18 protein-coding genes are annotated in these 19,521 nt (G+C 73.5%); 8 read left to right on the top strand and 10 right to left on the bottom strand.

Annotated elements, in window-relative coordinates; translation table 11 throughout:
- Positions 1 to 807: 807 nt before the first annotated feature.
- Positions 808 to 1,269: an integrase gene (locus MXD57_RS26825; protein WP_250404611.1), complete on the top strand. Its 462-nt coding sequence runs from the start codon at positions 808 to 810 to the stop codon at positions 1,267 to 1,269.
- A gap of 162 nt (positions 1,270 to 1,431) precedes the next feature.
- Here the strand turns inward: MXD57_RS26825 and exaC are convergent, their stop codons facing one another.
- The 6 genes from exaC to xylB form a co-directional block, all read right to left on the bottom strand.
- A complete protein-coding gene (exaC, locus tag MXD57_RS26830; protein WP_250404612.1) occupies positions 1,432 to 2,955 on the bottom strand; it encodes an acetaldehyde dehydrogenase ExaC in 1,524 nt (507 codons plus the stop codon).
- 56 nt (positions 2,956 to 3,011) lie between these two features.
- Positions 3,012 to 4,331: a GAF domain-containing protein gene (locus tag MXD57_RS26835; RefSeq protein ID WP_250404613.1), complete on the bottom strand. Its 1,320-nt coding sequence runs from the start codon at positions 4,329 to 4,331 to the stop codon at positions 3,012 to 3,014.
- Between the two features lie 78 nt (positions 4,332 to 4,409).
- Complete coding sequence (locus MXD57_RS26840; RefSeq protein ID WP_250404614.1) at positions 4,410 to 5,012, bottom strand: N-acetylmuramoyl-L-alanine amidase; 603 nt, start codon at positions 5,010 to 5,012, stop codon at positions 4,410 to 4,412.
- A gap of 117 nt (positions 5,013 to 5,129) precedes the next feature.
- Entirely contained in the window at positions 5,130 to 5,288 is a 159-nt protein-coding gene (locus MXD57_RS26845; RefSeq protein ID WP_374114753.1) for a hypothetical protein, read from the bottom strand.
- Positions 5,289 to 5,808: 520 nt separating this feature from the next.
- Positions 5,809 to 7,032: an ROK family transcriptional regulator gene (locus MXD57_RS26850; RefSeq protein WP_250404615.1), complete on the bottom strand. Its 1,224-nt coding sequence runs from the start codon at positions 7,030 to 7,032 to the stop codon at positions 5,809 to 5,811.
- A 59-nt stretch (positions 7,033 to 7,091) separates the two neighbouring features.
- Positions 7,092 to 8,537, bottom strand: coding sequence for a xylulokinase (gene xylB / locus MXD57_RS26855; RefSeq protein ID WP_250404616.1), 1,446 nt, complete (start codon positions 8,535 to 8,537; stop codon positions 7,092 to 7,094).
- A gap of 185 nt (positions 8,538 to 8,722) precedes the next feature.
- On the opposite strand from xylB, the gene xylA reads away from it, so the two are divergent.
- Positions 8,723 to 9,889 (top strand): xylose isomerase, encoded by a 1,167-nt coding sequence (xylA, locus tag MXD57_RS26860; RefSeq protein WP_250404617.1) that lies wholly within the window; start codon positions 8,723 to 8,725, stop codon positions 9,887 to 9,889.
- Positions 9,890 to 10,885: 996 nt separating this feature from the next.
- Entirely contained in the window at positions 10,886 to 11,068 is a 183-nt protein-coding gene (locus MXD57_RS26865; RefSeq protein WP_250404618.1) for a hypothetical protein, read from the top strand.
- A gap of 107 nt (positions 11,069 to 11,175) precedes the next feature.
- On the opposite strand, the gene MXD57_RS26870 is transcribed toward MXD57_RS26865, so the two are convergent.
- Together MXD57_RS26870 and MXD57_RS26875 are read right to left on the bottom strand one after the other, a co-directional pair.
- Positions 11,176 to 12,018 (bottom strand): hypothetical protein, encoded by an 843-nt coding sequence (locus MXD57_RS26870; protein WP_250404619.1) that lies wholly within the window; start codon positions 12,016 to 12,018, stop codon positions 11,176 to 11,178.
- A gap of 160 nt (positions 12,019 to 12,178) precedes the next feature.
- The gene (locus MXD57_RS26875) at positions 12,179 to 12,463 is read right to left on the bottom strand and encodes a hypothetical protein (protein WP_284506154.1); all 285 of its coding nucleotides are present in this window, start codon (positions 12,461 to 12,463) and stop codon (positions 12,179 to 12,181) included.
- A 142-nt stretch (positions 12,464 to 12,605) separates the two neighbouring features.
- Between MXD57_RS26875 and MXD57_RS26880 the strand changes: the two genes are divergently transcribed.
- On the top strand, positions 12,606 to 13,475 hold the full coding sequence (locus MXD57_RS26880) for an oxygenase MpaB family protein (protein WP_250404621.1): 870 nt from the start codon (positions 12,606 to 12,608) through the stop codon (positions 13,473 to 13,475).
- Here MXD57_RS26880 and MXD57_RS26885 read toward each other — a convergent pair.
- Positions 13,452 to 13,985: a PadR family transcriptional regulator gene (locus MXD57_RS26885; RefSeq protein WP_250404622.1), complete on the bottom strand. Its 534-nt coding sequence runs from the start codon at positions 13,983 to 13,985 to the stop codon at positions 13,452 to 13,454. The two genes, MXD57_RS26880 and MXD57_RS26885, sit on opposite strands and share 24 nt — an antisense overlap.
- A 131-nt stretch (positions 13,986 to 14,116) precedes the next feature.
- Between MXD57_RS26885 and MXD57_RS26890 the strand changes: the two genes are divergently transcribed.
- A complete protein-coding gene (locus MXD57_RS26890) occupies positions 14,117 to 14,872 on the top strand; it encodes an alpha/beta fold hydrolase (protein ID WP_250404623.1) in 756 nt (251 codons plus the stop codon).
- A gap of 14 nt (positions 14,873 to 14,886) precedes the next feature.
- Here MXD57_RS26890 and MXD57_RS26895 read toward each other — a convergent pair whose 3' ends face one another.
- Positions 14,887 to 15,486, bottom strand: a complete 600-nt coding sequence (locus MXD57_RS26895; protein ID WP_250404624.1) for a class I SAM-dependent methyltransferase — start codon at positions 15,484 to 15,486, stop codon at positions 14,887 to 14,889.
- A gap of 152 nt (positions 15,487 to 15,638) precedes the next feature.
- Between MXD57_RS26895 and MXD57_RS26900 the strand changes: the two genes are divergently transcribed.
- Genes MXD57_RS26900 through MXD57_RS26910 form a run of 3 tightly spaced genes read left to right on the top strand, consistent with a single transcriptional unit; the run spans position 15,639 to position 19,518 of the window.
- A complete protein-coding gene (locus MXD57_RS26900; protein WP_250404625.1) occupies positions 15,639 to 16,412 on the top strand; it encodes an MHYT domain-containing protein in 774 nt (257 codons plus the stop codon).
- A 47-nt stretch (positions 16,413 to 16,459) separates the two neighbouring features.
- Positions 16,460 to 19,084: a nitrate- and nitrite sensing domain-containing protein gene (locus MXD57_RS26905; protein ID WP_250404626.1), complete on the top strand. Its 2,625-nt coding sequence runs from the start codon at positions 16,460 to 16,462 to the stop codon at positions 19,082 to 19,084.
- Positions 19,081 to 19,518 (top strand): roadblock/LC7 domain-containing protein, encoded by a 438-nt coding sequence (locus tag MXD57_RS26910; RefSeq protein WP_250404627.1) that lies wholly within the window; start codon positions 19,081 to 19,083, stop codon positions 19,516 to 19,518. The genes MXD57_RS26905 and MXD57_RS26910 overlap by 4 nt, the downstream gene beginning before the upstream one ends.
- Positions 19,519 to 19,521 lie beyond the last annotated feature (3 nt).

Consider the following 19,521-nt stretch of genomic DNA (forward strand, 5'->3'; position numbering starts at 1 on the left):
AGACGCCTCGCACATCCGCACCCGCCACCTACCCCGCGTCATGGCCGGCCTGCGCAACCTCGCCATCGGCGTCCACCGTCAGGACGGCCACACCAACATCGCAGCCGCCCTCCGCCACACCACCCGAAACCACCTGCGGCCCCTCACCGCCTTCGGCCTGGCGTGACGAACCCGGACACAAGATCACTTCTCAAAGACCCTGGGTAGGGGCCGCCCGGCCACCTCGACCACGGGGCCCAACCCAGCCCGTGAGACCATCCGTGATGGGCTGGAGGTGGTGGCGGTCCGGTCGGTCCCATCCCCGCGCGCCGGACGGTTCATCCGTTGGAAGCCCACTGCTCCTCCTCGCTACGGTCGCGCCGACCCGGACTGTGCGTACAGGCCGCACACCATGTCACGTAGACCCTATTCCCGATTGCCCACGGCGACGACCAATGGCATCGGCAGTCTGGTGGCGCCCGGTCATCGGCGCGGCGTTTTTCCCTATGACCTGCTGGAAATGAAGGAGACACCCAGCCCGCGGACGCTGTGGGGGACCCTGCGTATCTATGGTGCTGCCGAGGACCCCGAGCGGGTGCGGCATTCACCAGCGGCCCGGCACGGTCCAAGCGGTGGACCTGCGGAGGCCCGGCGCAAGCCTGGCCCGTGTCCCTCCTGCCCCACGGTGAAGGTTCTCATCGCCCGCGTCGACGGGCAGCGGGCCTGCGGTCCTTGCGCCGGACACCCGGACCCTATGTGTGCCCGCGCTGCGGAGCCCCAGCAGCCCCATCACTGGGGACTCGCGTGACCTGTGCGCGGTCGAGGACCGTGCACGAGGCGCACTCGCTCAAGCGTCGCGCGGCAAGCGCAACGCGGCCTGTTCCCATCCCGCCGCAGTTCGTACGCATGTTGCGTGCCCATGTGAATCGGTTCGACGTGGCACCCGACGGTCGACTTTTCCAGAACCAGGGCGGCAACTACGTGGACGCTGCCGCCTACGGCATCACATGGGCGCGGGCCCGGGCCCGGGAATACGCCCTGACCCGTACTGAGCGCACTTCTCGCCTGGCCAAGCGGCCTTACGATCTCCGTCACGCCGGAATCTCGTTCTGGCTCTACTCCGGAGTGGACCCGGCCGAGTGCGCCCGCCGCGCCGGCCAGAGCATCGAGGTTCTCTTTCGCCACTACGCCAAGTTCCTTGACGGCCTTCGAGAGCAGGCGAACCGTCTCATCGAGCAGTCCATGAACGAGTGGCAGCGTGTCAGTCAAGGTGACGTACCCGAGGGCTGAACCGGGGGTTTGGTCCGTGACTGGTCCGGAAGCACTGGTCAGGAGGGGTGCAGTCGTGGGAGGAATTGGGAGTTAGCGCGCAAGCCGGGCCGGTCGAGAGCGGGTGGCAACGAAGGACGCCTGACGGGTGAAAACCCAGGTCAGGCGCCTTTTCGCATGTGTCTAGAAGAAGCCCAGCCTCTTCGGCGAGTACGACACCAGAAGATTCTTCGTCTGCTGGTAGTGGTCGAGCATCATCCGGTGCGTCTCGCGGCCGATTCCGGACTGCTTGTAGCCGCCGAACGCGGCGTGCGCCGGGTAGGCGTGGTAGCAGTTCGTCCACACGCGGCCCGCCTGGATCGCGCGGCCCGCGCGGTAGGCGGTGTTGAGGTCGCGGGTCCACACCCCCGCTCCCAGCCCGTACAGGGTGTCGTTCGCGATCTTGATGGCGTCGTCGAAGTCGTCGAAGGAGGCCACCGAGACGACCGGTCCGAAGATCTCCTCCTGGAAGACCCGCATGCGGTTGTCGCCCTCGAAGATGGTCGGCTGGACGTAGTAGCCGCCCTTCAGTTCGCCGTCGTACTCGACGCGTTCGCCACCGGTGAGGACCTTGGCGCCCTCCTGCCGGCCGATGTCCAGGTAGGACAGGATCTTCTCCAACTGGTCGTTGGAGGCCTGTGCGCCGATCATCGTGTCGGTGTCGAGCGGGTGCCCCGGCTTGATCAGCCGGGTGCGGGCCACGGCCGCCTCCAGGAACTCGGCGTAGTGGCCCCGCTGGACGAGCGCCCGGGAGGGGCAGGTGCACACCTCTCCCTGGTTGAGCGCGAACATCGTGAAGCCCTCGAGGGCCTTGTCCCGGAAGTCGTCGTCCTGCGCCCAGACGTCGTCGAAGAAGATGTTCGGGGACTTGCCGCCGAGCTCCAGCGTGACGGGCTTGATGTTCTCCGAGGCGTACTGCATGATCAGCCGCCCGGTCGTGGTCTCCCCGGTGAACGCCACCTTCGCCACCCGAGGGCTGGACGCCAGGGGCTTGCCCGCCTCCGCGCCGAAGCCGTTGACGATGTTCAGCACGCCCGGCGGCAGCAGGTCGGCGATCAGGCTCACCCAGTAGTGGATGGACGCCGGGGTCTGCTCGGCCGGCTTGAGGACGACCGCGTTGCCCGCGGCGAGCGCCGGCGCCAGCTTCCAGGCGGCCATCAGGATCGGGAAGTTCCACGGGATGATCTGCGCGACCACACCGAGCGGCTCGTGGAAGTGGTACGCCACCGTGGCGTCGTCGATCTCGCTCAGCGAGCCCTCCTGCGCGCGGATGGCGCCCGCGAAGTAGCGGAAGTGGTCGATGGCGAGCGGGATGTCCGCCGCCAGCGTCTCCCGTACCGGCTTGCCGTTCTCCCAGCTCTCCGCCACGGCGAGGGACTCGAGGTTCGCCTGCATGCGGTCGGCGATCCGCAGCAGGACGTCGGAGCGGTCCGCCACCGCCGTCCGGCCCCATCCGGGCGCGGCCTCGTGCGCCGCGTCCAGCGCACGCTCGACATCCTCCGCCGTGCCGCGCGCGATCTCGGTGAACGGCTGCCCGTTGACCGGTGACGGGTTCTCGAAGTACTGACCGCGCGCCGGCGGCACGTACGCGCCGCCGATGAAGTGGTCGTAGCGCGCCTGGTAGGAGACGATCGCGCCCTCGGAGCCGGGCGCCGCGTAACGGGTCATGCTGGTCTGCCTCCCGGTGAAGCGCTGCCCGCCGTTGGGCAGCTCGCGGCGCGAGGCTAGGCGCGCGGACGTTGCGAGTACGTTGCGCCGTGGCCCGGTGGCGTGAACGCCCGGCCGCGTGGTGCCGCCGGCAGGGCCAGTTCCCCCTCCAGTGCCGCGACGCGCGCCCGTACCGATGCCGAAGGGCGCACCGCCGCCAGGGCCCGCCACACCTCCAGGTCGTCCTCGCCCCACGGGGCACCCGCCCATCCGGCGAGCAGATCCGGATCGCGCCGCGCGATCAGCGCCGACCGCATCCCCTCGGCGAGGCGCCGCCTGAGCCGTACGACCCCCGGGGCCCGCGAACCCGGCAGCAGGGGACCGGTGTACGACGCCACCGCCCCGGTCACCGCGCCCGCCTCCAGCCGCCGCTCCACCACGGTGACGTCGGTCTCCACGGGCACCGTCAGCCGGTACGGCCGTGAGGCGAGCAGCCCCGGCCCGATCAGGCGGCGCAGTCGCGCCAGCTCGGCCCGCAGCGTCACCGGGGTCACCGCCTCGTCCTCGTACAGCGCGCAGAGCAGTTCGTCTCCGGCCAGCCCCTCGGGACGGCGGGCCAGCAGCACGAGGATCTCGCTGTGCCGACGGCCGAGCCGCACCCGCCGTCCGTCCAGGCGGAGTTCCGCCTCGTCCCGGCCCAGCGCACTGAGCAGAGCCGTGTCCCGCGCCGGCCGGGGCGGCGCCAGCAGCGCGAGCTGCGACTCGGCGGCCCGGGCCACCGCCCGCACGAAGCCCAGGCTGTGCGGGTGGGCCAGCCCGTCGCCGCCGGTGATGTCGACGGCGCCCAGGACCCGCCCGGTGTGCGGGTCGTGCACCGGCGCGGCCGCGCAGGTCCACGGCTGCACCCGCCGGATGAAGTGCTCCGCCGCGAACACCTGCACCGGCCGGTCCAGCGTGACGGCCGTCCCCGGCGCGTTGGTGCCGACCGCCGCCTCCGACCAGAGAGCGCCTGGCACGAAGTTCATCCGGTCCGCGAGGCGCCGGGTCGCCGGGTGACCCTCGACCCACAGCAGTCGGCCGTGCGCGTCGCACACCGCCAGCAGATGCTCGCCGTCGGCGGCGAACGAGCCCATCAGCTCCCTGAACAGCGGCATCACCCGGGCCAGCGGATGTTCGGCCCGGTGGACGCCGAGATCGCCGTCGGTCAGCTCCACGTTCGCCGTGCCGTCCGGCCCCACACCGGCCCGCGCGCTGCGCCGCCAGGACTCGGCCACCACCGGGCGCACCGGGCGTGGCACCGTGCCCGCCGTGGTGAACGTCTCGTGCGCACGGCGCAGCGCCCGGACGCGCTCAGCGGGGTCGGCCCCCGGTTCCAGGGCCACCCAGGGGTCGGTCAACTGGCCCTCCCGACGGGTGAAACGGCTGGCACCATCGTCACTCGACGTGTTGGTGGGGACAACCGGTTCGACAGCCGCCTAGGCGAAATTGACCAGTCTGATGTAGCGCACCCAGTCCCACAGTGGGCCGGGATCGGAGTGGGTGCTGCCCGGCACCTCGTAGTGGCCGATGATGTGCTGTCTGTCCCTGGGGATGCCGTAGTGGGAGCAGATCGCCGCCGTCAGCTTCGCGGACTGCTCGTAGAGGGCGTTGGTGAAGTAGGCCGGCTGGTCCACCCAGCCCTCGTGCTCGATACCGACGCTGCGGGTGTTGTAGTCCCAGTTGCCCGCGTGCCAGGCGATGTCCGCCTCGCGCACGCACTGCGCCACATGACCGTCCGCCGAGCGGACCACGTAGTGGGCCGACACCTTCTTGTCGGGGTTGCGGAAGATGGACAGCGTGTCGCTGTACGTCTCCTGGGTGACGTGGATGATCACGCGGTCGACGGAGTAGCTGCCGGGGCGGTTCGACGCCGTGTAGTTGGTGGAGATCGCCGGCTGCCACTCGGCCGAGGGGTAGTCCAGGGTCGCCTGTGTGCTCGCGTGGGCGTCGGGGAGCAGTACGGAGGGGACCGCGGCGAGTGCCGCGCCCATCAGGATCCGTCGCCTGCTGAGCTGGAGTCCGGGCCGGTTCGTGTCCATCGTCGGCTGCCTTTCGGAGCGGGTGGGGGGATGGGGCCGTGCCGTTGCGCGGTTGACGGGACGTCAGAGGGGGTGCCGCAGGGTCTCGCGCGGCCGTGTGCGCGTGCCGGGCGCCGGTCACCGCACCAGGTCAAGCTGCGACATCCGGAACGCGTCCTCCAGCGGGCGCGCCGTGCCGGTCGAGATCGGCCGCGGGTCTGACTCCAACCGGGGGCGGGCGGCGGTGGCGCCCTCGCGGCGGACCACCATCACCACGGTGTTCGGTTCGCGCGCCACGGCCACCCCTCCCCGTACGTGTCGAGGTCTTCCCGCGACGGACGTCGGCCGCGGCCCCCTCGACGGGGGCGCGTTCCTCGCCCGACGTGTGTGCGTTCCTCGTCGCGCGAGGCACGTCCGCGGGGCAGTGGCGGGACGGCCCCGCGGTCGTGTCTCGTGCAAATCACGGTACGACGTGGGGGAGTTGGGCATAAGGGTGCGCAGCGGACCGGTGGACGGAGCGTGCTGTGTGGACAACTCGGCCACCCGATCGGGTGAGGTCGGCCGCTCGGTGCCCTCCGCCGGCCCCGGTCTCCCCGGACGGTCCGTCAGGCCGGTCCTCGGCCCTCGGCCGGTTCCTCAGCTCGATTCCTGCGCCCGTTTCCTGGGGTCGTCTCGTGCGCCTGTCGCCTGCGGCCGGTTCCTCGGCCCGGTTCGCCGAGTCCTCGGACGCGAGTCCGGACCAGGACGGAACCGGACCCGTCCCAGTGCGGGCCCCGGCCCCGGGTGTGCTCCGTGCCCGGCCGTCCGCCTCGTTCCGTCAGTCCCTCTCCGGCACGGGCCGCTCCGCGGCGGTCGCCGGGTCGTCGAGCACCGCCCGGACGACATGGTGGGCGGCGCCCAGCAGCGGGCCTTCGGGGCCCAGTGCCGACACGGACACCGGGCAGGCCGGCCCGGCCGTACGCCCCGTCAACTCCGCCTCCAGCGCGGGCAGCAGCCAGGGGGAGAGACCGGCGAGTGCCCCGCCCAGGACGACGGTCTCGGGGTCGAGCAGATTGACGGCCCCGGTCAGCGCCGTGCCCAGGGCCGTGCCCGCGTCCCGCAGGGCCCGGCGCACGGCCTCGTCGCCCTCCGCGGCGCGCCCCGCGAGCAGGCCGGCCAGGTCCTCGCGCGGCTCCAGGCCGGCCGCGCGCAGCACCGCCTCCTCGCCGGCGTACTGCTCCAGGCAGCCGCGCCCCCCGCACGGGCAGGCGGGGCCGTCGGGATGGACGGGCACGTGTCCCAGCTCGCCCGCGAAACCGCGTGCGCCGCGCAGCAGCCGCCCGTCCACGACCAGCGCGGCGCCGATGCCGATCTCGGCCGACACGTGCAGGAAGTCGCGCGGAGTGCCCGCGCCCAGCCACAGCTCCGCCAGAGCACCGAAGTTGGCCTCGTTGTCCACGGTCAGCGGCGGCCCGCCGGGCAACAGGGCCCCGAGGTCCGTATCGTGCCAGTCGAGGTTCGGGGCGCGGACGACGGTGCGGCCGTCGCGGGCCACGAGGCCGGGCACGGCGACCGCGAGTCCGGCGGCCCACAGGCCTTCCCGTTCGGCCTCGGTCAGGACGCCGCCGACCAGCTCGGTCAGCTCCTCCAGTACGGGTTCCGGGGCCCGGCCGCGGTTCGTGCCGTACCGCACGGCACGCGCGCGGACGGTCCCGCGCAGGTCCACCGCGCACACGGCCAGACGATCGACGCCGATCTCCGCCCCGATGCCGGCCGGGCCGCGTCCGCTCACCGCGAGAGCCGATCCGGGGCGGCCCACCCGCCCCGGCCGCTCCGGGCCCAGTTCCTCCAGCAGTCCCCAGCGGATCAGTTCGTCCACGAGGGTCGACACCGCGGCCCGGGTCAGTCCGATGCGCGAGGCGACCGCCGCCCGCGAGAGCGGGCCCGCCGCGCTGACGGCGTGCATCACCCGGGCGAGGTTGCGTCGGCGCATGCCCTGCTGGGTGTCCGGCAGGGAGCGTCCGATACCGCGCTCGCGACCCTCGTGCAGTGGTGCGGTCATACCCTTCGTCAACCCTCGGTGTCTGCTGCGGCCCCGGATCCCGGACCGGAGGCTCGGTCTCAGTGCGCTTCCGCACCCCGCTCCAGCAGCGGGGCCGCGTCGGAGAGTACCCCGCTGATCCGCGCCAGCGTCGCCTCGTCCCGCTCCACGGCCTCCAGCACCGGGCCGGCTGCCGTCCGCCACCGGCGTGCCACCGCGCCCGGATCCTCCCCGGTCAGCAGGCCGGCCGCCTGTGCGGCGGCCCCCAGGGCGACCAGTTCCCGGGCCCGCGGGATCTGGACCGGCCGCCCGGACAGCCGCCGTACGGTCTGCTGCCAGGCGGTGCCGCGGGCGCCGCCGCCGATCAGCAGCAGCGGCGTGCCGCGGTCCGCGTCCTCGTCCAGGACCAGTTCCAGCGCGCCGAGCAGGGCGTGCACCGCGCCGTCGTAGGCCGCCTGCAGCAACTGGCCGCCGGTCGTGTCATGACGCAGCCCGTGCAGCAGGCCGGAGGCGTGGGGGAGGTTCGGGGTCCGCTCGCCGTCCAGGTACGGCAGCAGGGTGACGGAGGTGCCGGCCTCCACGGCCTCGCGGTCCAGGCCCAGCAGTGCCGCGACACGGTCCACGGCGAGGGTGCAGTTCAGCGTGCAGGCGAGCGGCAGCCAGTCCCCGTGCGCGTCCGCGAAACCGGCCACCGTTCCCGTCGGGTCGGCGGGTCGGCGCCTGGCGACCGCGTACACGGTGCCGGACGTGCCGAGGCTCAGCACCGGCGTGCCCGGCCTGAGCCCGAGGCCCAGCGCGGCGGCTGCGTTGTCACCGGTGCCCGGTGCCACCAGGGTGCCCCGGGAGAACGGCAGGCCGCGGCCGTCGCGCACGGTGCCGGCCACCTCGCCGGGCCGCACCACCCGGGGCAGCAGCGCCGGATCGAGCCCCACGTGGGCAAGCGTCTCCTCGTCGTACGCCTCGGTGCCGGCGGCCCACCAGCCAGTGCCGGACGCGTCACCGCGATCGGTCGTGCCCTGACCGGTCAGCCGCTCGGTGAGATAGTCGTGCGGGAGCCGAACCGCCCTGGTGGCACGGACGGCATCGGGCTCGTGCTCGGCCAGCCAGGCCCACTTCGTCACGGTGAACGACGCCCCGGGCACACTTCCGGTCCGCTCCGCCCACGCCTTCGGACCGCCCAGTTCCCCGACGAGCCGACGGGCCTGCGGCGCCGAGCGGACGTCGTTCCAGAGCAGCGCGGGGCGCACCGGCTCGCCCCGGTCGTCCAACGTGACCAGACCGTGCTGCTGACCCCCGACCGACACCGCCGCGGCCTCGTGCGCCGGCTCGCCGCACTGACGCAGCGCCTCGCACAGCGCGTCCCACCACTGGCGCGGATCACTCTCCCGGCCCACCCCTGAGGACACGGTGTGCGGCGCCTGGCCGCTCGCCACCACCTCGCCGGTGGCCGAGTCGACGACCAGTGCCTTCGTGGACTGGGTGGAGGTGTCCACGCCCACCACGAGCGGACCCTCGGCTGCTGACATCGGGCTCTCCCTCTTTCCGCGGCTCCGCGGGACGTGCCGTGACCCGGCAGGACATCCGTCCGCGGCGGCGGTGGAACGAATCCACCGTCGTCGAGGACACACCTTGTCTCTTCCCGGAGGTGTGTGCGCATACTAATTTGTAAACGGCCATGACGAAATAGTCGTACCAAGCGAGGAGCCACGGCATGAGCTACCAGCCCACCCCCGAGGACAGGTTCACCTTCGGCCTGTGGACCGTCGGCTGGCAGGGCAGGGACCCGTTCGGCGACGCCACCCGCCGCGCCCTCGACCCGGTCGAGACGGTGCGGCGTCTGGCGGAGCTCGGCGCCCACGGAGTGACCTTCCACGACGACGACCTGATCCCCTTCGGGTCCTCGGACACCGAGCGCGAGTCCCACATCAAGCGCTTCCGCCAGGCCCTGGACGCCACCGGCATGACCGTGCCGATGGCCACCACCGACCTCTTCAAGCACCCCGTCTTCAAGGACGGCGCGTTCACCGCCAACGACCGCGACGTCCGGCGCTACGCCCTGCGCAAGACGATCCGCAACATCGACCTCGCCGCCGAACTGGGCGCGAGGACGTACGTCGCCTGGGGCGGCCGCGAGGGCTCGGAGTCCGGCGCCGCCAAGGACGTCCGAGCCGCCCTGGACCGCATGAAGGAGGCGTTCGACCTCCTCGGCGAGTACGTCGTCTCGCAGGGGTACGACCTCCGGTTCGCCATCGAGCCCAAGCCCAACGAGCCGCGGGGCGACATCCTGCTGCCCACGGTCGGTCACGCGCTCGCCTTCATCGAGCGGTTGGAGCGCCCGGAGCTGTACGGCGTCAACCCCGAGGTCGGGCACGAGCAGATGGCCGGGCTGAACTTCCCGCACGGCATCGCGCAGGCCCTGTGGGCGGGCAAGCTCTTCCACATCGACCTCAACGGCCAGTCCGGCATCAAGTACGACCAGGACCTGCGGTTCGGCGCCGGTGACCTGCGCGCCGCCTTCTGGCTCGTCGACCTGCTCGAGACCGCGGGGTACGAGGGCCCCCGGCACTTCGACTTCAAGCCGCCGCGGACCGAGGACCTCGACGGCGTGTGGGCGTCGGCGGCCGGCTGCATGCGCAACTACCTCGTCCTGAAGGAGCGGGCCGCCGCGTTCCGCGCCGACCCGGAGGTCCAGGAGGCGCTGCGCGCCTCGCGGCTGGACGAGCTCGCCCGGCCGACCGCGGCGGACGGCCTGGAGGGCCTGCTCGCCGATCGCGCGGCCTTCGAGGAGTTCGACGTGGCGGCGGCCGCCGCGCGCGGCATGGCCTTCGAGCGGCTCGACCAGTTGGCCATGGACCACCTGCTGGGCGCCCGGGGCTGAGTCCGGGCCCTGCCGGATCCGACCGGACGGCCCTCTCCGGCCCGGTCCCGTCGGCCGCGTCCCGCCGGGTCCCTCCGCATGCGCCGGACGGCTTCATTCGCCGGACGGCTTCGGAGAGGCCTGGCGGGGCCCCGGTCGGCCGACACCCTTCAGGTACTACGCCTCCCCCATTCCGCTGCCGGCCGGCGCGCCGGTCCGCCAGGTCGCCGCGGCCGTCGGGGGTCCTGGCGCGGCGGGGTCCTTGGGCCGCGCGGGCCGTCACCCGCGCGGCTGCCGGGCTCCGGGCCGGGGCATCCGCCGGATCCCAGCGGCCGCCCCGCGCCGGGCACGGCCACCGGCGGCCGTCCGGCTCTGGGCGCGACTGCACCCGCTTCATCCGGGATCGTGCACCGGTTTGCCGCCGCGCCGGAACGGCGGTCGCTGGTCCGCCTCCCAGGGCGTGTCCGGGGCTGCACGCGCGCGTGCGCGCGCCACGTCCCGGACCTGCCACTCCGCGTCGGGCACGGACGGGGGCCGCGGGCCCTCCCGGGCGCCATGCGCGAACGGCCGTCACCAGCCCCTCGCGGCCCCGCCCCGAAAACCCTCGGCGAGCCGCGCGGGCACGCGGCAGCGGGACCCCGCCGTCGGCGAGCCGTACGGCGTCCTCGGCCGCCGACGGCGCGCCGTGGTCCCGGTCCCCGGAACCGCTGCCGTCCGGGGACCGCCTCAGCAGCCGATGGGCCTCCCGGGCCGTCCTCCCGGACCGGTGCTCCGCCTGCTCGACGGCCGGGTCCACGAGACGGGCCCACTCCGTTCCGGACGGCTCGGGCGGCGGGACGTCGGCCCGGAGCGCCGTACAGCACGCCGGGGGCCCGGTTCTCCTGCACGGGCTGTGGTGCGGGCCACTAGGGGATGGGTATCGGGGATGTCTCAGGGGCTGGTCCCGGAACCGCAGGAGGCGTGTGGCCGTTCTCAGGACAGAGAGCGGCAAGGGCTGCCGCTGAGGAGGCGACGCTCATGTCCAAGAACGCGAAGATCGCCGCAGGGGGCGTTGCGGTCGGTCTGCTCCTGCTGATCTGGCTGCCCTGGTGGGTGGCGTTCCTCATCGTGGTGGGCGTCCCGGTCGCCGCCTACCTGGCCCTGGATCCCTCACAGCGGCGCAGACTGCGTCGTGCCTCGCGCAAGGAACTCGGCCGCTGAAAGTCCCGTGTCCGGCCGGGGCGGACACGGGTGGGGGCCCACCGGCGGGCCGGAGAGCGGTCACGGGGGCGCCGCGTGCCGCCGCGGGCGCGGCACTGCTTCCCGGCTCACAGGGGCCGCACGGCCAGCTTGTCGAGCGCCTCCAGCAGGCCGGGCAGCTCGGGTCCCCGGCCCACCGGCAGCACCTCACCCGGCTCCTCGTCCAGCAGGACGAAGGCGATGTCGTCCGTGCGGGCCACGATCGACCAGCCGGGGCCGTCCGCCCGCAGCGTACGGGCGTCGCCCGGGGCGAACGAGGAGCGGACCCGGCCGAGCGGCGGCGGCGAGTCGACGTACGCACGCGCCTCCGCCAGTACCCGCCGGACACCCGGGTGCCCGGACCTGGATTCGCCCGCGGCGGCGTCGGCCGGGGGCTCCTCCGCCTCGGCCCGCGGGTCGGGGGAGGGCGAGTAGTCGTCGCCGATCTGCTCCCGCCAGACCGCCCACTGCAGCGCGATCTCGTCGGCGCCCATGCGACGCTGAGCCGGCCCCCAGGAACTGGTGTCCGGCGGCGTCAGCGCGGGACCTTCCGCGGCTTCCGGGGTGGGATCGTGGGGTGCGGGCACGCCCGGCGCGGCCACGGCGACCGCCAGCGGCCAGCCCGGCAGGGCGGCCACCACCGTGCTCTCGTCCGGCGACAGTTCGTACTCCATGCCGCAGTCCCAGGAGGCGATCGCCACGGCGACCAGCGACACGTCGTCGATGGCGACCGTCCAGCGGGCACCGTCACCGTCCTGCCCCAGCACCAGCCCGTAGCCGTCGGCATGCGGCGCCAGACCCAGCGCCGCACAGGCCTGCGGATAGTCGTCGCCCAGCACGCTCGGGAACTGTGCGGGCGTCAGCAGCACCGCCGTGAGCACGTACAGCGCCTCGTCCGCGGCGGCGACGGCCTGCTCGTCCGTCCCGGCCATCACAGCCCTCCCAGTGGTTCGTCCATCGGCGCGCACCCTAGTGCGAGTGGAAGGTGCTTGTCACGACTTCGCACACCACGCGGAGCTGCAGGTTTCCACCTGGACGGGGCGAAACGGCCGCCCGGTGCGGGGCCGCGCCCCGGGGCGGGTCCGGTCCGGTTCAGGAGGCCGGCAGGCCGAGGAGGTCGCGGGCGACCGTCCGGGGCGACTCGTTGCGGTCCCGGGCCAGCGCGGCGACCGCCCGCGACGCCAGTTCGCTCACCCCGAAGGACAGCGCCTCCGGCGACACCCAGGCCGACGCCTCGTCGATGCCGTCCTGGTCGTCCTCCGTGCGCGCCGCCACGTAGGCCGCCGCGGCCTCGAACAAGTTGTGTGGACGCCGTTCCCGTCCGTCCGGCACCTTCGCGCGCGGGGAGGTGCGGAACCTGGCGGCGTACTTGCGCATCGCGTCGAACACGTGACCCGCCTTTCTCTGCGCGGGGTCGTCATCGACCACCCGTCCGGCACTGTTCAACGTAGAGTTGAAGCTCCGGCGGCAAAAGGGGGCAGCGGCGGTGCGCTTCGACCGGCTCAGGCGGATCCGGCGGATGGATCCGGTGGCTGACGCTCACGAAATCTACCGGCTCAGCACGGCGTTCGAATTCCCGTGGGACTACACGCGGGCCCTGGAGCTGGCCCTCTACCGCACCTACGCCGTCCCTTCGATCGGCCGGCTGCTGGCACGGACGGGGGAGCTGACCGAGCGCACCCAGAAGCGGTACGACGACACCGCACTGCTCCTGGACACCGTCGTGGAACACGGCTTCGCCTCTCCCGACGGCCGCACCGCGATCCGCCGCATCAACCAGATGCACCGTGCCTACGACATCAGCGACGACGACATGCGGTACGTGCTGTCCACGTTCGTGGTGGTGCCCCGGCGCTGGATCGACACGTACGGCTGGCGCCGCCTGTCCCGGCACGAGGTCGTCGCGGCCACCGAGTACTACCGCACCCTCGGCCTGCACCTGGGCATCCCCGGTGTCCCGGAGACCTACGAGGAGTTCGAGGCGCTGCTCGACGCCTACGAGCAGGCGCACTTCGCCTGGGACGACCAGGCGCGGCGGGTCTCCGACGCCACGCTCGACCTGATGGCGTCCTGGTATCCGCGCCCGCTGGCACCGCTGCTGCGCACGGCCACGCTCGCCCTGCTCGACGAACCCCTGCTGCGTGCGTTCCACTACGAGCCGCCGGGTCCCGCCGTCTCCGCGCTCGTGCGCCGCGCGGTCCGCTTCCGCGGCCGGCTGGTGCGCCTGCTCCCGCCCCGCCGCGCGCCGCACTTCGCCCGGCAGAACCGGGAGATCAGGAGCTACCCGAACGGCTGTCGTCCCGCCGACCTGGGCACCCGCCCGGTTCCGGGGACGGGCGGCTGCCCGGTACGCCGCCTCGACGCCTCAGCGGGCGACGTCCCCGAGTGAGGCCAGGGTGTCGCGCAGCCAGGTGAGTTCGGCCCGGCTCGTGGCGCGTGCGATGGTCAGGACGCCGCGCCGGAACGGATCGTCGAGTTCCTCGGCGCGCAGTGGCCGGTCTCCGTCGTAGAAGAAGCTCGCCGGTTCCTCCAGGAAGGCCAGCCGGCGCCGCAGCACCGCCGCCTGGGCGGCCGGATCGTCGAGGTGCCGCAGGAACGCGAGCACGGTGAACCAGTGGTTCTCGTCGGTGATCTCGCGCTGTCCGGGTTCGGAAAGGCGGCGGCGCAGCTCCTGCCTGCCCTCCTCGGTCAGCGTCAGGACGTGACGCGGCGCGGCCACGGCGCCCGGCTCGGTGGTCCGCGCCAGCAGCCCCGCCTTCTCCAGCCGCTTGATCGCGGGGTACAGCGTGCTCTCGGCGACGGGCCGCACGTGCCCGGTGAGCGCGGCGATGTGCCTGCGCAGGACGTAGCCGTGCAGCGGGACGTCGCAGAGGAAGCCCAGGATGGCGAGTTCCAGCATGGGTGCATTCTCCCGGACGGGCACTGTACGGCGAGATGTACGGCGAGGCCGAATATTACTGTGGCGCAATACATCGGTGTCGAAGTATGGTGCCCGGCGCAGCCGAGCAGCAGTGACGCAGGAGGGGCGACGTGGAGCAGGCCGTGTTCGACGACAGGGGAAGCCGGATCCGGTGGACGCAGGTGCCCGGGGAGGAGCCCGCGCGCGTGTACCTGCACGGACTGGGGTCGGTCTCCTCCGTGTACCACGCGCATGTCGCGGCCCGTCCCGAACTGGTCGGCAGGCGGAGTCTGTTCGTGGACCTGCCCGGGCACGGGACCAGCGATCGGCCCGAGCACTTCGGCTACACGTTGGAGGAGAACGCCGACGCCGTGGCGGTGGCGATGGACCGGGCGGGCGCCACCGGCGCCGAGTTGATCGCGCACAGCATGGGGGGCGCGGTGGCCATCGTGCTGACCCACCGGCGGCCCGACCTGGTCTCACGCCTGGTGCTGACCGAGGCCAACCTCGACGCCTTCCCGCCGCCCACGGCCGGCAGCAGCTCGATCGCCGCCTACGGGGAGGACGAGTTCGTCGAACGGCGCCACGCGCGCGTGCTGGAGGCCGTCGGCCCCCTGTGGGCGGCCACCATGCGGCTGGCCGACCCCCGGGCACTGCACCGCAGCGCCGTGGGCCTCCGCCGCGGCTCGGACCCTGTCATGCGCACCATCCTCGAGGGCCTGGACATCGACCGCGTCTATCTCCAGGGCGAGCACAGCGGAGAACTCCCGGGCCGGAAGGACCTGGAAGCCGCGGGGGTGCGCGTCCTCACGGTGCCGGGCGCCGGGCACAACGTCATGTTCGACAACCCGGACGCCTTCGTGGCGGCCGTGGCGGGACGGGGCTGACAGGCCCCTCGCGCTCAGTCCTCGCGCGTCGCCAGCGCGAGGAAGCGGGAGTCCTCGTCGGCGTACGAGGTCAGGCGCCACCCCGCACGGTCCAGCACCGGACGGAGGTTGGCCTCGGCGCGGAGGTCGTCCGGAGTGATCAGCCGCCCCTGCCGCGCCGCCAGTGCCGCCCGGCCGATGGGATGGAACAGCGCGAGCCGGCCGCCCGGACGCACCACACGGGCCAGCTCCCGCAGGTTCTCGACCGGCCGCGGCAGGTGAGCGATCAGACCGGCTGCGAAGACCGCGTCCAGCGCACCGCGGCGCAGCGGCAGCGCGGCGACGTCCGCGAGCAGCAGGCGGCCCTCCCGGTCCCTGCCGGCCCGCACGGCGGCCTGGAGCATCTCCGCGGTCAGATCGACGCCGACCACCACCCCGCCAGGCCCGACCGCGGCCCGCAGCGGCGGCAGAGCGCGGCCCGTGCCGCATCCGGCGTCGAGCACACGGTCGCCCGGGCGCAGGCCCATCTCCGCCACCGCGGCCGCGTAGGCGGGGCCGTCGTCGGGGAACCTGCTGTCCCAGCCGGCCGCGCGGGCGCCGAAGAACTCCTGGACGTGGGTGTGGTCGTCGCTCATGTCACGCATGATTCCTCACCGACACGACGGACACTCCCGCGCGCACGTTCAAGCACGACCCGATCGTTCCACCACCTCTCCGTGTCATATTCCAGCACCTTTCGAAATGCGCCCCCTGTGTGCTCCTCTGCCCCGGCTAGCGTCCCTGGGCCATGGGACACCTGGACCACGCCGCTTTCGGCTGGCTGACCCCCGTGCTGTCGTACGTCATGGCCTGCACGGGCTCCGCGCTGGGCCTGCGCTGCACCGTCCGCGCACTGGCCGCCACCGGCCGGTCACGCCGCAACTGGCTCCTCACCGCCGCCTCCGCGATCGGCACGGGCATCTGGACCATGCACTTCGTGGCCATGCTCGGCTTCCGCGTCAGCGGCACCGACATCCGGTACGACGTGCCACTGACCATCCTCAGCCTGGTCATCGCCGTCGCAGTCGTCTGCGCCGGCGTCTTCGCCGTCGGTCGCAGCCAGGACCGCAACCGCGCCCTCCTGCTCGGCGGGCTCACCACCGGGCTGGGCGTCGCCAGCATGCACTACCTGGGCATGGCGGCCGTACGACTGCACGGCGACGTGACCTACCGGCCCGTCCTCGTCGGCCTCTCGGTGCTGATCGCCGTCGTGGCGGCGACAGCGGCCCTGTGGGCGGGGCTCAACATCAAGTCGCCCCTCGCGGTCACCCTCGCCTCCCTCGTCATGGGAGCGGCGGTCAGCAGCATGCACTACACCGGAATGCTCGCGGTGCGAGTGCGTGTCGCCCCTTCCGGCGACCCTCTGCCCGGGGCCACTGCGATGCAGTTCATCTTCCCTCTCGCCGTCGGCCTCGGGTCCTATCTGTTCCTCACCTCCGCCTTCGTCGCGCTCTCGCCCACGGTCGGCGAACGCGAGGCGTCCGCCTCCGCCGAGCGGCCCGTCCAGAGCGCCGTCCGCTAGCGGGACCCCGTTCCCGGACCCCGTCCCACGTCCCGAGCGAGGAGGCCATGCGCCCACCCCGAGACACCCCGGATGCCGGCTCGGCCGGACGACTGCCGGCCCCGCCGCGCGGACGCCGCGCGCATGCCGGACCACCGGCCGACGAGGGCGCGGATCAGCCCCTCGGCCCACCTCCGCTCGACCCGCCCGCGCGCGTGGGACGCCGGCGTCTGCGCCCCCGCACGGTGCGCGCCAAGGTGATCTGCCTGCTGATGGTGCCCGTCGTCTCCCTGCTCGCCCTGTGGGGCTACGCCACCGTCAGCACCGCCCAGGACATCGCCCGGCTGCGCCAGTCCCAGCGCGTGGACACCGAGCTGCGCGCCCCGGTGGCCGCCGCCGTCACCGCGCTGCAGGACGAGCGGGCGGCGGCCGTACGCTACGCCGCCGAGCCCGACGCGGCACACGGCGACGCTCTGAAGACCGCGGGCGCCCGCACCGACCGCGCGCTGACCGCGCTGCGGCTCGACGACGCCAGCACGGTCGCCGACAGCCAGGAGCTCCCGGGACGGGTCGCGGACCGGCTCGAGACCTTCGTGACCCGTGCCGAGCGCCTGCGCACGCTGAGGACCGCCGTGCTCGACCGCCGGGCCGGCTGGAACCAGGCCCACGTCCAGTACACGGGTGCCATCGGTACGGCCTTCACGGTGGACGGCGCCCTCACCGGCATCCAGCAGGCCGACGTCGGCTCGGACGCGCGCGTGCTGCTCGAATTCTCCCGGGCCGCCGAGGCACTGGCGCAGGAGGACGCCCTCGTCGGCGGCATCCGCCCGGACGCCCGGCCGCAGGGCGAACGGCTGCGGCTGTTCGCCGCGGCCGTCGCCACGCGCCGTGCGCTCACCGAGGCCGCGGTGGCGGACCTGCCCGGCACGCAGCGAGACGTGTGGCAGGACCTCGCGGGTACCGAGGCCCACACCGCCCTGACCGCCACCGAGGACAGGATCCTCGACGCCGGACCCGGTGCCGGGGCCGCGGCACCGGGGACCGCCTGGAACAGCGTCCACGCGCGCGTGCAGGACGACATGCGGACCCTGGCGGCGGACACCGGCCGCGCCGTGGCGGGCAGATCCGATCCCTACCGGCGCGGACTGCTGAGTCCGGCGGGCGCCGCCGTGCTCTTCGGTCTCGTCGCCGTCGGCGCCTCGCTCGTCATCTCCGTCCGCATCGGCCGGGCCCTTGTGATCGAACTGGTCAGCCTGCGCAACGACGCCCTGGAGATCGCCCGCCGCAAACTCCCCGAGGCGATGCGGAAACTGCGCACGGGCAAGGAGATCGACGTCGAGGCCGAGGCCCCCGCCGGGCCGCCCGCGGAGGACGAGACCGGCCAGGTCGCCGAGGCCCTGACCGTCGTGCACCGCGCCGCCCTGCGCGCGGCCGCGGAGCGGGCCGAACTCGCCGGCGGCATCTCCGGGGTCTTCGTCAACCTGGCCCGGCGCAGCCAGGTACTGGTCCACCGTCAGCTCAGCCTCCTGGACAGCATGGAGCGGCGCTCCGACGACCCCGACGAGCTGAGCGACCTGTTCCGGCTCGACCACCTCACCACCCGGATGCGGCGCCACGCCGAGAGCCTCATCATCCTCTCCGGTGCGGCACCCGGCCGGGCCTGGCGGACTCCGGTCCCCCTCACGAACGTCGTACGCGCGGCGGTCTCCGAGGTCGAGGACTACGCGCGCGTGGAGGTGCGCGGGCTCCCGGCGGCGGCCGTCGTCGGGGCGGCGGTCGCCGACCTCACCCATCTGCTGGCCGAACTCGTCGAGAACGCCGCCCAGTTCTCCCCGCCCCACACACGCGTGCGGGTCACCGGCGAACCCGTCGGCAACGGCTACGTCCTGGAGGTCGAGGATCGGGGCCTCGGCATGGGGGCCGAGGTCCTCGCGGAGGCGAACCGGCGCATCGAACAGTCCGAGGCCCTCGATCTGTTCGACAGCGACCGTCTGGGACTCTTCGTGGTCAGCAGACTCGCCTCCCGGCACGGCGTCAAGGTGCACCTGCGCACCTCCCCCTACGGAGGCACGACCGCGGTCGTGCTGCTGCCCACCGCCCTCCTGCACACAGGGTCCCCGGAACACCCCGCACCCGAGGAGACGCCCGCGGCCCCGCCGCGCACACCCCGGTACACCCGTGTGCCCGAGGAGCCGCCGGCCCCTTCCGAGGTCCCCGCCCGGCCCGGCCGGCCCGCCCTCGCGGCCACCGCCCCCGCGCACCACCTCCCGACTCCGGAACGCCGGCCGTCGCCACCCGAGCACCAGGACCCGGCCCCCGCGCCCCCGTCGGCCCCCGTGCCCTCGCTCTCGGCCCCCGTGCCTCCGACCTCGGGTTCCGCACACGAACCGCCGCCCGCCGCGGTCACCGCCCTGAGGCCGCCTCGCCCGCCCCACGACTCAGAGCCCTCCGAGGTCCTTCCACGTCGTGTGCGCCAGGCCAACCTCGCCCCCCAGCTCCGCCGGCAGACGCCCGAGGAGCCGGCCCCGGAACCCGCCCCGCGCGGTGACGACGGGCGCACTCCCGAACGCGTACGGGACCGTATGGCGGCCTACCGCGACGGCTGGGTCCGAGGCGGTGGCGGACCCGCAGGCCGAGGTGCCGTCCCCGGACCCGGAACAGGCAGTGAGAGCACCGAAGGAGACCCGGCATGATCCACGACTCGAGCATGAGGGCCGCCCATCGATCCGGCGAACTCGACTGGCTGCTGGACGACCTGGTCATGCGGGTGAGCGAGGTACGGCACGCGGTCGTGCTGTCCAACGACGGCCTCGCCGTGGGCGCCTCCACCGGCCTCGGACGGGACGACGCGGAGCATCTGGCAGCTGTGGCCTCCGGCTTCAACAGCCTCGCCAAGGGCGCCGGACGCCACTTCGGAGCGGGCGGCGTACGCCAGACCATGGTGGAGATGGACGACGCCTTCCTCTTCGTCGCCGCCGCCGGAGAAGGCTCCTGCCTCACCGTGCTCACCGCCGCCACCGCGGACATCGGCCTGGTCGCCTACGAGATGGCACGACTGGTCAAGCGCGTCGGTGAGCACCTGCACACCGCGCCCCGCATCTCCGCCCGGCCGCCCGCCGCCGGATGAGCC

Source organism: Streptomyces cellostaticus (assembly GCF_023630175.1).
Classification (GTDB): Bacteria; Actinomycetota; Actinomycetes; order Streptomycetales; family Streptomycetaceae; genus Streptomyces; species Streptomyces cellostaticus_A.

Coding starts and splice junctions, on each gene's coding strand:
- exaC (WP_250404612.1), bottom strand. CDS start 2,955: ATGACCCGTTACGCGGCGCCCGGCTCCGAGGGCGCGATCGTCTCCTAC.
- MXD57_RS26840 (WP_250404614.1), bottom strand. CDS start 5,012: ATGGACACGAACCGGCCCGGACTCCAGCTCAGCAGGCGACGGATCCTG.
- MXD57_RS26850 (WP_250404615.1), bottom strand. CDS start 7,032: ATGACCGCACCACTGCACGAGGGTCGCGAGCGCGGTATCGGACGCTCC.
- xylB (WP_250404616.1), bottom strand. CDS start 8,537: ATGTCAGCAGCCGAGGGTCCGCTCGTGGTGGGCGTGGACACCTCCACC.
- xylA (WP_250404617.1), top strand. CDS start 8,723: ATGAGCTACCAGCCCACCCCCGAGGACAGGTTCACCTTCGGCCTGTGG.
- MXD57_RS26865 (WP_250404618.1), top strand. CDS start 10,886: ATGTCCAAGAACGCGAAGATCGCCGCAGGGGGCGTTGCGGTCGGTCTG.
- MXD57_RS26870 (WP_250404619.1), bottom strand. CDS start 12,018: ATGGCCGGGACGGACGAGCAGGCCGTCGCCGCCGCGGACGAGGCGCTG.
- MXD57_RS26875 (WP_284506154.1), bottom strand. CDS start 12,463: ATGCGCAAGTACGCCGCCAGGTTCCGCACCTCCCCGCGCGCGAAGGTG.
- MXD57_RS26880 (WP_250404621.1), top strand. CDS start 12,606: ATGGATCCGGTGGCTGACGCTCACGAAATCTACCGGCTCAGCACGGCG.
- MXD57_RS26885 (WP_250404622.1), bottom strand. CDS start 13,985: ATGCTGGAACTCGCCATCCTGGGCTTCCTCTGCGACGTCCCGCTGCAC.
- MXD57_RS26895 (WP_250404624.1), bottom strand. CDS start 15,486: ATGAGCGACGACCACACCCACGTCCAGGAGTTCTTCGGCGCCCGCGCG.
- MXD57_RS26900 (WP_250404625.1), top strand. CDS start 15,639: ATGGGACACCTGGACCACGCCGCTTTCGGCTGGCTGACCCCCGTGCTG.
- MXD57_RS26905 (WP_250404626.1), top strand. CDS start 16,460: ATGCGCCCACCCCGAGACACCCCGGATGCCGGCTCGGCCGGACGACTG.
- MXD57_RS26910 (WP_250404627.1), top strand. CDS start 19,081: ATGATCCACGACTCGAGCATGAGGGCCGCCCATCGATCCGGCGAACTC.